This window comes from Nocardioides sp. (assembly GCF_036493135.1).
Lineage (GTDB): Bacteria > Actinomycetota > Actinomycetes > Propionibacteriales > Nocardioidaceae > Nocardioides.
Map to the genome: position 1 here is coordinate 93,345 of NZ_DASXQG010000047.1, position 14,740 is coordinate 108,084.

General features: G+C 67.9%; 10 protein-coding genes. 4 read left to right on the top strand and 6 right to left on the bottom strand.

Annotated features, from left to right (window positions below; genetic code table 11):
* Nucleotides 1-279: 279 nt before the first annotated feature.
* Nucleotides 280-654: a VOC family protein gene (locus VGJ24_RS08435; protein ID WP_331500084.1), complete on the top strand. Its 375-nt coding sequence runs from the start codon at nucleotides 280-282 to the stop codon at nucleotides 652-654.
* A gap of 470 nt (nucleotides 655-1,124) precedes the next feature.
* Here the strand turns inward: VGJ24_RS08435 and VGJ24_RS08440 are convergent, their stop codons facing one another.
* Both VGJ24_RS08440 and VGJ24_RS08445 read right to left on the bottom strand, forming a co-directional pair.
* Nucleotides 1,125-1,601, bottom strand: a complete 477-nt coding sequence (locus VGJ24_RS08440) for a hypothetical protein (RefSeq protein ID WP_331500085.1) — start codon at nucleotides 1,599-1,601, stop codon at nucleotides 1,125-1,127.
* Nucleotides 1,602-1,603: 2 nt separating this feature from the next.
* Complete coding sequence (locus VGJ24_RS08445) at nucleotides 1,604-2,191, bottom strand: DUF2231 domain-containing protein (protein WP_331500086.1); 588 nt, start codon at nucleotides 2,189-2,191, stop codon at nucleotides 1,604-1,606.
* 1,275 nt (nucleotides 2,192-3,466) lie between these two features.
* Between VGJ24_RS08445 and VGJ24_RS08450 the strand changes: the two genes are divergently transcribed.
* Nucleotides 3,467-5,419 carry an aconitate hydratase gene (locus VGJ24_RS08450; protein ID WP_331500087.1) on the top strand — a complete coding sequence of 651 codons (1,953 nt, stop codon included), beginning with the start codon at nucleotides 3,467-3,469 and terminating at the stop codon, nucleotides 5,417-5,419.
* Between the two features lie 1,422 nt (nucleotides 5,420-6,841).
* Here VGJ24_RS08450 and VGJ24_RS08455 read toward each other — a convergent pair.
* Nucleotides 6,842-7,378, bottom strand: a complete 537-nt coding sequence (locus VGJ24_RS08455) for a hypothetical protein (RefSeq protein WP_331500088.1) — start codon at nucleotides 7,376-7,378, stop codon at nucleotides 6,842-6,844.
* Nucleotides 7,379-8,181: 803 nt separating this feature from the next.
* Between VGJ24_RS08455 and VGJ24_RS08460 the strand changes: the two genes are divergently transcribed.
* Nucleotides 8,182-9,300: a glutamate--cysteine ligase gene (locus VGJ24_RS08460; protein ID WP_331500089.1), complete on the top strand. Its 1,119-nt coding sequence runs from the start codon at nucleotides 8,182-8,184 to the stop codon at nucleotides 9,298-9,300.
* Nucleotides 9,301-9,926: 626 nt separating this feature from the next.
* Here the strand turns inward: VGJ24_RS08460 and VGJ24_RS08465 are convergent.
* The 3 genes from VGJ24_RS08465 to VGJ24_RS08475 all read right to left on the bottom strand — a co-directional run bounded on the left by VGJ24_RS08465 (nucleotide 9,927) and on the right by VGJ24_RS08475 (nucleotide 13,718).
* Entirely contained in the window at nucleotides 9,927-10,196 is a 270-nt protein-coding gene (locus VGJ24_RS08465; protein WP_331500090.1) for a hypothetical protein, read from the bottom strand.
* 83 nt (nucleotides 10,197-10,279) lie between these two features.
* Complete coding sequence (locus VGJ24_RS08470; RefSeq protein WP_331500091.1) at nucleotides 10,280-11,674, bottom strand: CYTH and CHAD domain-containing protein; 1,395 nt, start codon at nucleotides 11,672-11,674, stop codon at nucleotides 10,280-10,282.
* A gap of 847 nt (nucleotides 11,675-12,521) precedes the next feature.
* A complete protein-coding gene (locus VGJ24_RS08475; protein ID WP_331500092.1) occupies nucleotides 12,522-13,718 on the bottom strand; it encodes a glycine cleavage T C-terminal barrel domain-containing protein in 1,197 nt (398 codons plus the stop codon).
* A 296-nt stretch (nucleotides 13,719-14,014) separates the two neighbouring features.
* On the opposite strand from VGJ24_RS08475, the gene VGJ24_RS08480 reads away from it, so the two are divergent.
* Nucleotides 14,015-14,650 carry a DUF6197 family protein gene (locus VGJ24_RS08480; protein WP_331500093.1) on the top strand — a complete coding sequence of 212 codons (636 nt, stop codon included), beginning with the start codon at nucleotides 14,015-14,017 and terminating at the stop codon, nucleotides 14,648-14,650.
* The last annotated feature ends 90 nt before the right edge of the window (nucleotides 14,651-14,740 follow it).

The window sequence follows — 14,740 nt, forward strand, 5'->3', positions numbered from 1 at the left end:
AGCCGTGCGCCGTGAGCCGTGAGCCGTGAGCCGTGAGCCGTGAGCCGTGAGCCGTGAGCCGTGAGCCGTGAGCCGTGAGCCGGAGTGGGGTGGCCTCGGGCGCCGTCCATCACCTGCGCGACCATCAACTGCGCGACGCCGGGCAGGGCTGTCCTCCGGCGTCGGGTCGGGGTGGTTGACGGAACAAGCGGTTGCAGGGCGGGGGTTCTACCGTGGGTACTGCCATCTACGGAGATCTACAGAGGCCATGACAGCCCCACTTGAAAGGACGATGGCTTGTTGACGAACACCGACATCACGACGCTGGTGGCCGTCCACGATCTGGACGAGGCCAGCGACTTCTACGAGTCGAAGCTGCATTTGGCGAGGTTTCGAGAGGGACCGGGCTGGATCCAGTACCGAACCGGTAGGAGCGACCTCATCATCTACGCATCGGAGGAATCCGGGACTAACAGGGCAACGACCGCAGCCTGGACCGTCGATGATGTGGCGAGCACCATCGAAGAGCTCAAGTCATCGGGTGTGAGCACGTTCCAGCGGTACGACGGCCTTCCCGGCGCGACCCGCGATGGCGACATTCACCAGGCCGGGCTGGTGAAGATGGCGTGGTTCAAGGACCCCAGCGGCAACATCTTCGAGGTCAACGGACGCTGAGAGCCACAAACAACCCGGTTGATGCCCCCGCCGACGGGCTCTTGCGCTCGGGTCGCCGGGGTCGGCCATCCTCTCGACAGTGCCGGCGCTCGTGTCCATCGCCAGGTGATGTCGATCTCGAGGTCCTCGAATCAGAAGCGGGCATCAATGCCCATCCGACCTTCGACGGCACGGCGCGCAGCTCGTAATGGCCCGGCTCGTGGTGAAGGAATGCTTCGGCCATCGGCGCGTGGAATAGACGATCCGCCGGCGGAGCGTGTGAGGCAGGTCCGCGTTGGCGGAACGGGTCAGGCAGCGGCAACGGGTCAGCCCAAATCCCGGTCACCGGAATCGCTGGCACCCAATACCCGCGTCATATCCGCGTCCTCTTCGAAGGGTGAACGTGGACATAGTTCTCGTCCAGGGCCCCTGTCTCGGGACGCGTGATCGATGTGGCCAGAGCCTCGGGTTGGTCTTCGAACCTCGCGGCGTTAGGTTCCGACCCCGAGGGCGACGAGCAAGACCAGCACGATGGTGGCGACCGCGAAGACGCCGTGGGTGGCGACCACGGCAAGGGGAATATGCTGCTCGGCCAGCGCGGTTTCGCTGCCCATCGGAGTCGCAGCGGCCGGTACGGCCTCTTGCTCGGCGTTGTGAGTGCCCCGGCTAGCGGTCGGAGCGCGCCGGTCCCGGAGCCACCGGAGGATGAGCAGATCGCCGATGACGGCGACGATGACCAGGTCCGCGAACGCCACCCAGGTCAGGGTGTCGTTGTCGGTGGCCAGGTAGATGATCCACACCACCAGGCCCGCTGCGGCGAGCAGGAAGTGACCGAAGACGACTGGTGGTGGAAAGTTGCTGGCCGATCCCGCCGCTGGTCGGGCGCCTCCGGCGCGGGCCCAGGTGGTGAGCATGTAGACGCCGACGCCCGCGGTCATCACCCAGGTGATCAGTGCTGCCCATTCCATGTTCATGTTCCCTTCGAAGTGCGTGAGCGACCAACAGCCAGGCCTTTTGACCGGTCGCGCGGCCCGGTCGGCTCGAAGCCCTCGGCCTGCACGGATTCGGTGGCCACGCGGACGCCGTACCGGTAGGCGAGCCGCCCGCCCAGGGTGCCCGAGACCACGAGCAGCGCCAGACACACGAGGGACACCAGCAGCGGCCCTGCCGGGACGGGACCTGGCGACTGGCCGACCCGCCAGGCGAAACTGGCCGTGAACCCGGCCGTGACCACCAGGTTCAGCGACATGTGTTGCACGGCGGTGCGGTGAGCCGGAGTCCGAGACGGGATGAGCAGGAAGTCGAGGAACCCCACGCACGCCGCGGCAACGGCGCCGATTACCCCGGTCGCGAGCAGCCAGCGCGCGCCGACTGCCAACACGTCCGCGGGCCCGCCCAGGTGGGAGGCCACGTCGAAGACCACGCTGGCGACCCACGAGCCGATCGGCAGCGTGACCAGGATCGGGTGGAGAGGATGGGCGTACGGTCCGGCGAGCACCGCCGAGATCGGTTCCTTGGCGCGCGAGTCGGGGAGCCCCATGAGCTTCCCGTCAGTCATATGGCCGCTCCATCTCGGTCTTGTCGATGTTGACGTTGATGTTGATCTGCGGTGTCGGGAGTCGACCCCGCCATGGCGGACGGATGGTTGCGTACCCCTCGAAGGGTGCTCCCATGCACGCGCCGCGAAAGGCATGCGGCGCGAAGGGTTGTCCCGATGTTCCCGGCAGTCAGAGCGACGTGGCCGTGCGATCGCCGTCGTGGACGTTCCGGTCAGGGATGCTCCAGTCCGCGGCCTGCTCCCGACCGCGGCGCGTCGGTCGACATCGCGGGACCGGCCGATCCCGCGAGCCGGCTGTGTCTGGGGCGGGATCCCATTGATCGACATGGTGTGATCGACCCGGTCGAACGATGAAGCCCGCCCGGGACTGGACTCCCGGGCCCGGTGGATCCTTCGCCGGGTGAACCCTCGTCGGCGCCGACGCGTATTTGGGGGTGAAGAATGTTGACCGGATACATCAATCGCCCTCGGGCAGGAGAGGCGTCGGTGGTCAGGTTGCTGACCAAGGGTTGGGTCATCGCTGGAGTACTCGTGGTTGCCGCAGTCGTCATCGTTTTGGTGGTCGTCTACGGCGGTGGTAGCGGAGGCGGTAGTGGCGGTCCGGGATACTGACACACCCTTGGCGACACCTACGCCGATCGGCTCGGAGCAGAACCCAGACGGTGAGCAGGCTCGGACAGAACGCAGATGCCGCCGGACCGATGCCGCCACTGATGCGGCCGGACCGATGCGGCCGGACCGATGCGGTGGAGGGAGCGGGCCGTAGTCCCGGGCACCGGCGCACGCCCGCGCCCCGCGACAACCCGAACCGGGCGGTTTGGCTCGCCCGCCGGGGGTGAGGCCCACGGATGGAGTTCACTCCGTCGCCGGACGCGGCGGCCGGATCGCGTCCGGGCCACACCACCCGTGAATGGGCACCGGGGCGTGATGTTGCTGTGAGCGAGCACGCGGGGGATCGACCAAGTGGGTTCGCGACCACCAGGTCGCCACATGCGTATGCGCGGGCAGCAGCCAATACTCCTGGCCTCGCGGACGAACCTGGCCATACGCCACCGCCATCGGGCGATCTGACGTGCCTGGCCCCCTCCGCGACCAGCGTGCTCCCGCGTCCGTGCTCCCGCGTCCGTGCTGGCCGGCCCGTCACCGTAGGGTGCTGGCCAAGGCGGCCCTTGGCGGCCGGTATCGCGGTCTTCGACCCCGGGTGTGCCGAGGTTGGAGTGACCCCTCCCGGAAGGGGTACGAATCCGAAAGGGCATTGTCAGCCGAGGAGGTCCGATGGCCAGCAACCTCACCCAGAAGCTCATCGACGCCCACCTGGTCGATGGCTCGGGCGCGCCCGGGGAGGAGGTCGGGCTGCGGATCGACCAGACCCTGACCCAGGACGCGACCGGGACCATGGTGATGCTCGAGCTGGAGGCCATGGGCCTGGACCGGGCGCGCACCGAGGTCTCGGTGCAGTACGTCGACCACAACCTGCTGCAGTCGGGCAGCCGCAACGCCGAGGACCACGAGTTCCTGCGCTCGGCCTGCCGACGTTTCGGGCTGTGGTACTCCAAGCCGGGCAACGGGGTCTCCCACCCGACCCACATGCAGCGCTTCGGGATCCCGGGAAAGACGATGGTGGGCAGCGACAGCCACACCCCCGCCGCCGGGGCGCTCGGGATGCTGGCGATCGGCCTCGGCGGGATCGAGGTGGCCCGGGCGATCGCCGGCGAACCCGTCTACGTGAGGATGCCCGAGGTGTGGGGGGTGCGCCTGACCAACCGGCTGCGACCGTGGACCAGCGCGAAGGACGTGGTCCTGGAGATGCTCCGACGCCACGGCGTCAAGGGCGGCCTGAACCGGGTGATCGAGTACTACGGTCCCGGCGTTGAGACCCTCTCCGCGATGGACCGGCATGTGGTCGCCAACATGGGCGCCGAGCTCGGCGCGACCAGCACCGTGTTCCCCTCCGACGACCGGGTGCGCGAGTTCCTGCGCTCGGAGCAGCGTGAGGACGACTACGTCGAGCTGAGGGCCGACGACGGTGCCGACTACGACGTGCACGAGGCGATCGACCTGGCCGCGGTCGAGCCGCTGATCGCCACGCCTAGCTCGCCGGGCAACGTCGTGCCGGTCGCCGAGGTGGCCGGCACCGAGATCGAGCAGGTCGTGATCGGATCCTCGGCCAACCCTGGGCTGCGCGACTTCGCCATCGCGGCCGCGATCGTGAAGGGACGACAGACCGACCCGGCGGTGTCCTTCGACGTCAACCCCACCTCGCGGCAGATCCTGCAGGACCTGACCCGGTTGGGCGCGACCTTCGACATGGTCGCCGCCGGTGCGAGGCTGCACCAGTCGGGCTGCCTGGGCTGCATCGGCATGGGCCAGTCGCCGACCACCAACGGCAACAGCCTGCGTACGATGCCACGGAACTTCCCCGGCAGATCGGGCACCCCCGACGACCACGTCTACCTCTGCTCTCCCGAGACCGCGGCGGCGTCGGCTCTGACCGGGGTGATCACCGATCCGCGCACCTTAGGCGACCGATTCGATCTGGAGTACCCAACGCTAGACCTGCCCGCGGAGTCGAGCGTGAACACGACCATGCTCGAGCCACCGTTGCCCTCGAAGGATGCGGCCCGCGTCGAGCTCGTGAAAGGGTCGAACATCGGCGATCTTCCCGACCTCGACCCGTTCCCCGACCAGGTCGCGGCACCGGTCCTGGTCATCGTGGGCGACGACATCTCCACCGACACCATCATGCCGGCCGGAGCCGAGGCGCTGCCCTACCGCAGCAACATCCCCAAGCTCGCCGAGTTCGCCTTCCGCGATGTGGACCCCGACTACCCGGCCACGGGTCTCCACAGCCGCGATACCGGACACGTGATCCTCGGCGGATCGAACTACGGCCAAGGATCGTCCCGCGAACACGCCGCGCTCGCACCTCGCTACCTCGGCCTGCGCATGGTCCTGGCCCGGTCCTACGCTCGGATCCACTGGCAGAACCTGGTGAACTTCGGGATCCTGCCGCTCGAACTCGTCAACGATGACCACGGGGCGGTCGAGGTCGGCGACGTGCTCACCCTCTCCGGGATCCACCGCGCCCTCCGCGCGGGTCGCGAGCACCCGATGACCGTGCGCAACACCACCCGGAGCACGGAGTACACCGTGCGGCACCGGCTCTCGCCACGTCAGATCGACGTCCTTCTCGCTGGCGGGCTGATTCCCTGGCTACGAGACCACTGATGGCGTCTACAGCGCCCGACCAGTCCGACTCGAGGACCCCTCCGGGAACCAGCCCCGCGTCCCGGGCCGATCACTCACCGCTGGGTGCGGAGTATGTATCGCAGAGACTCCCTCCGATCGTCTGACCGCCGGCACCCGAGCGGTTGGGAGAGTGATCGGGAGTGTGTGTGGGACGACGTGGGAAGACAGGGCTGGGGCCGATCGTGTTCGGCGGTACGGCGCGCAGGTGAGCATCTCCCTGGGGACTGCAGCCGCAGGATGTCTCCGACGCGATGTGGCCATCGTTGAGCTCGAGTCGTAGCATGTTTGGAGCCTCCCAGACCCCGAGGCCCATGCCCCGGCGCCGAGAGGCCCATGCGCCCCGCTGGGACACCCCCGATTCCCAGCGGGGCGCGCCAATGCTGAGACGTTGGCCCGGCAGTTCCGAGGGAGTGTTGGTCGGAGACGACCCACCTCTTCAAAGGCACCTCAGCGGATCAATCCGTGCACCGATCACCGGGCGGACCCCTCAGGGCGCCCGTCGGGCCTGGAGCCGGCTGCAGGTCGCCATTGGGTGTCCGAACCGGCCGGGTGGACTCGTCGCGAGGTCTAGGCAGCGCCGCCTCACGCCCTCTCTCCCGGGTTGACGGCGACGCGATGAGATCGGCTTAGCGTCGCTGTAGAACTCGCGTCCGGGGCGGTTGATCGGACGTCCGAGCATGGCTCTGCCCCCGATCGCTGACCTGGCCGCCGGTCACGGCCTGGGGCAGGACCACTGGGATAGGGGCACAAGTGACAGCAGCGTATGTGCATCTGCTCGATCTCGCGCATGCCCAGGTGAGGTAGCGGGTACCCAAGAACCGACCGGGTTGGAATCGCGTCCCCGCTCTCGAAGGAGTTGACGCCAACCATGAGGTTCAGTTTGCGCAGCCTGTTGGCCTGGTTCAAGGTGGCGATCGCACGCGCCGACCCGCTCGGTCGCAGCGGCCCTATCGACCGCGCCCTGCAACAGCCCCGACGAGACACGCCCGAGCGCACACCACGACCCGAGCCGCGACGCCCCCGCACCGAGATGGCGGGACCGAACCTTTCACCGGCAAAGCACGACGCGCGGCCGAGCCGCTGATGATCCCCGAGGAGTGACGCCCTCGGCTTCCCTCAACCGGATCGTTCACACTCCAAAGCGCGGCCCGAGCGGGAAGCCGAGGCGCCAGCCGCGCACGGTTGGCTCACGAGCCGCCCGCCGTGTCTAGTGGTGCCAGCCGGGAGTTCCGTGGCCCGTCGGAATGGTGCCGGGATGTCGCCGGGCAGACTGGCCCCGTTTCGCACGTGGGGGTCCCGGGAGTCGCCGGCATCTACGGCGTATGGCGCGTAAACTCTCGACCTGCTGCTGGTGCGGAACATCAGGGTGGACAACCGCGTCGTTGCGGCCGGCTGCCCCGCTCACGACGAGTGGTTGCTCGGCCATGGATCGACCTGGAATCTGCCGTGGTCCTCGACCACCAACACTGCCTCGCCCTTTCCGATCGGGTCGACGACCTGCCCGGTGAGGCCGAGAACCGCGGCCTCGTTGGTCGGGCTGTGGCCAATCACGAGGGCCCGACCGCCCTCGGGGAGCGCGTCGAACACGGCCCGCAGGGCGCCGCTGAGCAGCAATGTCTCCTTCTCGACCAGATCCGGGTCGACTTCCCGCATCGTCTCTACCGTTGCGCCCCGACCTGCCGCCCCCGCGGCGGCGCGCCAACGATCCTCGACCGAGGACCGCAGCCCGGGTACGGCGGTGGCCGGAACATCCTCCTGCTCTGCGGCGCGCTGCAGGATCTGGAGCATCTGGGTGGCGCGGTGCGCGCCGGTCGAACCGAAGAACACATAGGGCGGGTTGAGTCGTTCGCGGCCGATGGACTCGGCTTTCGCGATCCCCTCCGGGGTGAGGGAGTCACCGTCGTTGTCGGTGTGCCGGAACAGCTCGACGTAACGCATGCCACCGGCATACTCCCTCCGGCTCCCGCCGACAAGGCCCCGCAGGGCGCCGACGCCACGGTCGTGGATCCAACCCTCACAGACCAGAAGGGGAGACCAGCAGAGGAGACCAGAGGGAGTGACTCGGTTCGACCGCGGCGTCTCCGCCCTCAGGTGTAAGCATTTCGGCGGCGCGAACCCAAGATGGCCCGCCGCGTCCCGGGCGGCGCACAGGTTCTTCCGCTGGCCGAACCCGAGATGGCGGGCCCACCCGGTGGCCATCGTTCGGGCACGCAGGCGCGATCGAGACCTCAACGAGGCCGGGGAGCGCTCCTGCAAGCCGCGCCCCGGAATTGGGCGACTGCTCAAACCCGCCAATAGCCGTGGTTGAGAGATCGCTCAAGATGGTGCAGCCGGCTCGTTCGGCGGGCGGGACTTCTCCATGCTGAAGTGCTGCCAGTCCGGGTCTTCACGTGAACGCGTCATACACCGCGAATCGGCCAGACGTATTCAGCCTCGTCCCATCCGGTCGTGATCTTTCCAGCTCCTGACCTCACCAACGGTCCGCGAGCAAACCGGCCCTGATGTCGCGACAGGCACGGTCGGCATCTGACGTGCGCGCAACGGGTACCGATCTGGGATGCGGATCCCGTGCACGGTGGCTGCCGGGGGCAGCCCGGGACGTCTCGCAGTGCCGGTTCGACTCCCGAACGAGAGCGGAAGGCGCACCCCTGACGTTCCATGCGCGGACTGCCGCCCTGGGGACCCACCGCTGATTACTCCTGGCGAACGCGCCGCGACAATGAATCCGTAACAATGAAGCCATGCCCGTGGTGCGAAAGATAGGCGTCGAGGAGGAGCTCCTGCTGGTCGATCCGAACACCGGTGAGCTGGCCAACGCTGCGGGGCGGGTATTGCACGAGTACCGGACCGACCGCCACGACGAGCCGCCTCCGAACGCTGCAACGGATCTCGAGGGGGAGCTGCTACGCCATATGCTCGAAACACACACCGATCCGACCAGTGACCTGGCCGAGGTCGGTGCTCAGTTGCGGCAGGCGCGGCGTACGGCCATCGCCGCCTCAGAGAGTGCCGGCTTCGCCGTGGCCGCCGTCGGCACTGCCCCGCTCGGGTCGGCGGATCCCGCGGTGAGTACCAATCCGCGCTACGAGCGCATCGTGGGCGAGTTTGGGAACACCGGCCGCGGCGCGGGCACGCTCGGGATGCACGTGCACGTCGATATCGCCGACGACGAGGAGGGCGTCCGGGTCATCGATGGGCTACGGCCCTGGCTTCCAGTCCTCACCGCGCTGTCCGCGAACTCGCCGTATGCCTCCGGCCGGGACACCGGTTACGCGTCGTGGCGGCAGCAGGTGTGGACCCGATGGCCGACCGCCGGGCCCGCCGAGCCGTTCGGCTCCGCGGCGGAGTACCTCCGGGTCACCCAGGCGCTGATCGACCTCGGCGCCGCCCTCGACCCCGGCATGATCTACTACGAGGCCCGGCTCTCGGCGACCTATCCGACCGTCGAGGTCCGCGTGGCCGACACTTGCACCGATATAGACGACGCCCTCGTGGTCGTAGCGCTGGCGCGGGCACTCGTAACCACCTGCGCCGCCGCTGACCCGCCGGCCCCGGTGTGGCGCAGCGACCTGCTGCGGGCCGCGTGGTGGCGCGCGGCCAGGTACGGGCTCGCCGGCGACCTCGTCCATCCAGTCACCGCCACACGTGTCGCGGCGTCGGAGGCAGTACAGGCCCTACTCGAGACGGTCGCCTACGCACTTCAGGACGCCGGCGACGTCGACTTCGTCGACCAGGGAATAGCACGCCTCTCATCGACCGGCACCGGAGCGCGGCGCCAAAGAGCCACCTACGAGCGCACCGGCGATCTCCCAGGCGTCGTGACCGAACTCGTCGCCAGGACACTCGAAACCACACGCTGACCCACAAACCCCACCCCACGCCCATCCACGAACAAAGCCACCAGCCTGGTGGCCGCGGGATTCCTGCCGACATCGAGGTGACGGGATACGAGCCAACGACGCGGTATGCGTTTCGAGTTGTCGCCGGACCAGTGCGCCCGGTCCGGGAGGCCCGGCGCCTGGCAGAGGCCGAGCGCACGACGGATTCGCTCTCACTGTCCGCACACCTGACAGGGGTGAAGAAGTTGTTGATGTCGCGTGCACGTCCAACGTTCGATGGACGGCGAAATGCAAGCCCTCGATGGAGCCAACGGAGTCATCGAGGGCTCGTGACGGCCAGCGCTCCTCCTGCGGGCCGGTTGTCGACCTCGATGAGCTCACGCGGTAGCGAGCAGCCGATCGGGCCCACCAAACCTCCGCCGGGGTCATCGAATCGACGAGCATCGCGGCGAGCGCATCCGGTCGCCGCGCGGGCAGCGTGACCGCAACCTCCCTCGAGGAGCGCTCGTAGATCTTCGGGCTTCGACCCCGGGTGCCTTCCGCCCCCGTAGCCCGCACAGAAGTGCGCCGGGCGCGGCGGTGGCCAGGACAGCGGTGTCGCATGCCGTTGACGTCGCCACCGAGCGGGTCGATCGCTCAGGGTGGGTTTAGCCCCGTAGCTCGACGCAGCACTCGCCCTCGCGAGGTGCCAGAAGCGCGCTCACGTTGTCTGCGCCGAGTCCGGCGAGGAAGCTCGCGAGGAATCGCTGGTTCATGTGGCACACCAGCTCCGGTGCCTCGGCGGCCATCGGACGGTATGGGCAGTTGTGCAACCTCAACGTCGTCGGTGTATCGGGTGCCGGTTCGTAGCCCCAGTCGCGCAGCGTGGACTCACTGAGCGCCAGGGCACGCTCCGCACCGAGGCGCCCTTCCCGCACGTGCGCGCGTGTGTCAGAGCCGAGCTCGCGGCCTCGCCGATCGGCAACGCGCATCGCAAGCCTCTGACGCGGTCTCGTCGGGTCTACCTGCGTGCTCGTTCCTTGGCGTGATTGTGCCGTTCGGCGAGGATCCCGCAGGCGAAGGCGACGTCGGAGGAGGTGGCATGCTTGCCGGCCAGGTCGTGCAGCACCGCAGCCACCATGCGGTGGTCTTGGGTCGTGCCGAGTACGTCTTGACGTTGCTCATGCGCCTTCGCGGTCCTCTTGGCCTTCTTGCCCATGATCGGTCTGGCGAGCTCGGCGGCGTAGCGGGTGCGCTTGGCGGCCTTCCGAGCGCGATGTAAGGCTTCGTCGATGGCGTCGTCGGCGGTTGACTCCGCATCGGCGAGTCTCTTGTCGGACTTCTTCCTCGCCCGTTTGACCAACGTCCACACGCAGTCGGCGGCATCGGGGTCGTCGGCGGTTGCGCGGGTCCAGTGCGCTTCGCGACGCCAGTCGGCGAGCTCGCGAAGCAGATAGCCGTAGCGCTGACCGTCCAGGACGTCCAACAGATGCTTCCAGGCATGCTCCCGGGCGTCCTCAAGACTGCCGATCAGCCCGGCGGCCGCCGCGTGTGAGATCGAGGTCTCAGGGGCGGAGTCGAGGTCTTGCTCGAGAAGGCGCCGGGCGACATCGAGGTCGCGAACTGTACCGAGTGCCTGGGCATACCACTTCAGCTCCGCGTCCAGGTGTGCGGTGCGGGTCTCGTCGAACAGGATCGAGAAGATCCTGAGGGTGCTCCGGCAGCGGCGCACCGCGACCCTTGTCTTGTGCACCGCATTTTCCCCACACCTCATTCGTAGATCGCCCCACGCCAACCGCTCATACTGTGTCTGAAGGTAGTCGTCGATCACGCCGGCGATCCCGGTCCACCGGTGGGTCAGCGGCGCGCCGACAGCGCGGGCGTACTTCGAGCCGCCCGTTGACGGTGAGGCTCCGGCTTCGGTGAGCTGGCCCACCAAGCGCTGCATCGCGTCGAGGGAGCCAGCCGGCCCGAGCTCGATCTCGATCTCACGCCAACGGACCGTCTCGCCCGTCGACCCCACGGTGGCGCAGACCCGGTCATCGGCCACCTCGGCAACCAGTCCCCCCTCGGACGTGTACAGCCGGTGTGCCTCACGCACCGTCTTCAGGATCGCCTGCTGGCGAAGGGGTTGGTCCAGCCGCAAGCCGCGTGCCACCGACGTGAGCTCCGGGGGCGGCTTCGTGGAGCCGCCATCCGCATGGAGCTCCAGCTTCCCCTCCGGATGCGGCACCTTCAGGTGCCAGCCGTCATCGCTCCCGCCTCTCCTGCGCCGCAGGGTCACGCCGCGAGCCTGGAGCAACCCGTCATCGGTGTCGAAGTAGGTCGCGTGCAACTGGTGGGTCTCGAGGCGGGCCCCCGCCAGCGGCGGAAGGGAGAATTCAGGGCGCACGTCGAACTTCTTCTCACGCTCCACATACGAGTCAGCCACCCACTCGACGTACCCGGGACGGCTGCCGCACATGCCGCCGAATGCCGGCGGCGGAGGAAGAAACCGACCAGATCTCCAAGGAGGTGGTCACCCCCGAGCTGGCCCGCCATAGTCCGACTCGACCCGCCGCGAAGCCGCACTCGATTGCCGGCGGTTACCACGCGGAGGAACGTCATCGCCAATTCTGCGAGGGTGGGGGCCCGACCCGGGGCCGCCTCCCCATGAGCTGCATCCGGGTCGGTCGCCGATCCCCAGGGGAGCCGCGGTGTACCGATCCCAGCTGTCGAGATCGCGCGCACCATCTCCACGACGTCGTGTCCCGAGTCATCTGTCTCCCTGGCGGCATGCCGCAGCGTTGCGCCAGTCACGAGGATGAGGGTCACACCTGCCTCGAGAAACCGCAGACGCGGCGGTCGGACGTGGCCGTTTCGCAGCGGCATCGAAGGACTGCTCGTCGCCGACTTCCTGGAGCGCGAGCAGGTCGGGTGCGGCCGTGCGATTCACATCCGCGAGTTCGGCCAGCTTCGCGTCATAGACGGCCTGGTCTGCCGGTTGCGGAGCGAGGATTCCGCGTGTTCCAAGTCATCACCGTCAACACAACACGTACATCCCATCCCCGAGGATGACCCTTCATTCATCAGGAGACCGAACAGCGAACCACGGACACAGGGACACAGGCGTCGAGGCCGCTGCCGACGGACGTGGTCCGCAAGCGGCGGTGTGACGCAACTAGTCGGAGATCGCGGACCGGAACCGCTTGACCAAGCCGCCGTGACGATCACGTCGGCGCTACGGGACTTCGGATCCGGAGCTCCGGTCGGCGCAGCGGCCCTCAGCTGGGCTCGCCGGTGCTCGACACGTGCTGCTCGGCCTTCTCCGGCTTGACGAACACCCGGTCTACCACCACCGCCTGGACGGCCTCCTCGGGGCGCTGGACGGTCAGGTCGGTTCCGTTCTCGCTGTGCTCGACCGGAATCATGGCGTAGCCGATGTTCTTGTCCAGCCGTGGCGAGTAGCAGGCCGAGGTGACCTGGCCGATCGTCGTACCGCCGCGCAGCACCGGAAAGAAGTCTGGCATCGAACCGTCGCTGTAGGCGCCGAGTCTTTCGCCCCCGATCTCGACGCCGACCAGTTTGCGACCCACGCCATGGTCTCTGATCGTGCGCAGCGCTTGCCTGCCGATGAAGTCCTGGTCCTGGTCGAGCTCGACCATCCACCGGTAGCCGTAGCCCACCTCGTAGGGGTTCTCGCTGATCGTCATGTCGCACCCGTGGGCCAGGATGCCGGCTTCGATCCGGCGGATGTGACAGGGCCCCGTGGGGGAAAGGTCGTGCGGCCGGCCGGCCTCCAGGACGGTGTCCCACAGGCGCAGCCCGTCCCGGGAAGCGTTCAACAGGTACAGCTCGTATCCCAGCTCTCCGGAGTAGCCAGTGCGTGAGATCACCAGCTGCATGCCGTCGAGTTCACGCCGCGCGAGGCGATAGTAGCCGAGCTCGAGAATGTGTGGACCGAACAGGTCGGTCATCACCTGCCTGGACTTGGGTCCCTGAATCTGGATCGGCCCCACGTCCGGCTCGGTGATCTCCACCTCGAGCCCCGACTGGTATGCCACCCCCTTCGCCCACAGCAGTACATCGGTGTCGGCCAGCGAGAGCCAGAAGTGGTTCTCCCCCAGTCGCAGCAGGACCGGGTCGTTGATGATGCCACCCTCTGCTGAGGTGATGAAGGCGTACTTGCACTGGCCCACCTCGCACCTGGCCAGATTGCGCGGGGTGAGCAGGTTGGTGAAGGCGAACGCATCCGGTCCGGTGATCTCGACCTGCCGCTCGGCCCCACCGACATCCCACAAGGTGACGCCCTCCAGGAGTTGCCAGTACTCCGCGAACGGGTCCCCGTAGTGCCGAGGGTGGTAGTGGTGGTTATAGACGCTGTACAGCGCGACACCGTGGCGACGCGAGCCGTAGTAGAACGGCGACTTCTTGACCCGCGTGTAGAGCAAGATGCCTGGGTTGGGGTTGACCTGGCTCACGGGTCACTCCTTCCAACATGTTCCAGAGTGGACGAGATCGAAGAGCCGTCCTCCTCCAGGGTGCCACCACCTCACCACTGCGCAGTACGGGTAAGCCCACCGAGTACATGCCGCGGAGCGCCGCTGGGGCGGTGTGAGCGGCTTGCTTCGCGGCTTGACGCGCACTCGTACCGACTGGACGGTCCCTCGATAACCCCCGTTTCCGGGCGTAGATTCAGACCGTTCTCGGAGAGGCGAGCCGTCCCTCGGCGCTCGCGGTGCTCGTGGGGCGGCTCTGCATCGCAAAAGAGGCCGCCATGTCGCTACTGGACCAGCGCGATGTTCTGCTGGCCGGTCATCTGAGCCGCCGTGACCGCAAGCGGCTGCGCCGCACGCTCCGTGACCAGGACCGGATCAGCGCCAAGCTCGTCGAGTTGCACCGCATCGTTGCGCTGCTCGCCGAGGCTACGCATCACATAGACAAGGGATGGATGCAGCACGGCTGGTTCGCCTACGTCCACCCGTCAGGGGAGCGACGTATCGTCACCGGCTACTCCCCACGAATCACACGCAGGCTCTCTCCCGAGCAAGTGGTGTCCACCTGCCTGGTGGGGGCGATCGTGCACGCCGGCGGTGGCCCATCGGAAGCCCGCAGTCAGCTCGTTCAGAGAACCATCGATCTGACCTGGCATGCCTCGTTCCGCGGAACGCACGAGCCAGTCCGCTGGTGCCCCTCGCCGGTCGAGCGAGCAGGGCACCTGATGGACCTCGTCCGCTGGAATGATCACCCCGGACGCACATCTCACGAGGTGGCTGCATTGCTGGACCGAACACGTCTCCTGGCACAGGCCGAAGCGGAACGGGCCAGGGCCGCCACCACGCCGCCTGACAGGCACCGAGGTCACCAGACCGACAGACGAATCCGTTCGCACGCCGCCCGCATGCGGCGGTAGGGGATGGCCGCACGCGGCGGTAGGGGATGGCTGCACGCGGCGGTAGGGGATGGCCGCACGCGGCGGTAGGGGATGGCCGCACGCGGCGGT

Bases quoted from the DNA above. Each gene is read 5' to 3' on its own strand.
- VGJ24_RS08455 (WP_331500088.1), bottom strand. From the start codon at position 7,378: ATGCGTTACGTCGAGCTGTTCCGGCACACCGACAACGACGGTGACTCC.
- VGJ24_RS08480 (WP_331500093.1), top strand. From the start codon at position 14,015: ATGTCGCTACTGGACCAGCGCGATGTTCTGCTGGCCGGTCATCTGAGC.
- VGJ24_RS08445 (WP_331500086.1), bottom strand. From the start codon at position 2,191: ATGACTGACGGGAAGCTCATGGGGCTCCCCGACTCGCGCGCCAAGGAA.
- VGJ24_RS08460 (WP_331500089.1), top strand. From the start codon at position 8,182: ATGCCCGTGGTGCGAAAGATAGGCGTCGAGGAGGAGCTCCTGCTGGTC.
- VGJ24_RS08440 (WP_331500085.1), bottom strand. From the start codon at position 1,601: ATGGAATGGGCAGCACTGATCACCTGGGTGATGACCGCGGGCGTCGGC.
- VGJ24_RS08450 (WP_331500087.1), top strand. From the start codon at position 3,467: ATGGCCAGCAACCTCACCCAGAAGCTCATCGACGCCCACCTGGTCGAT.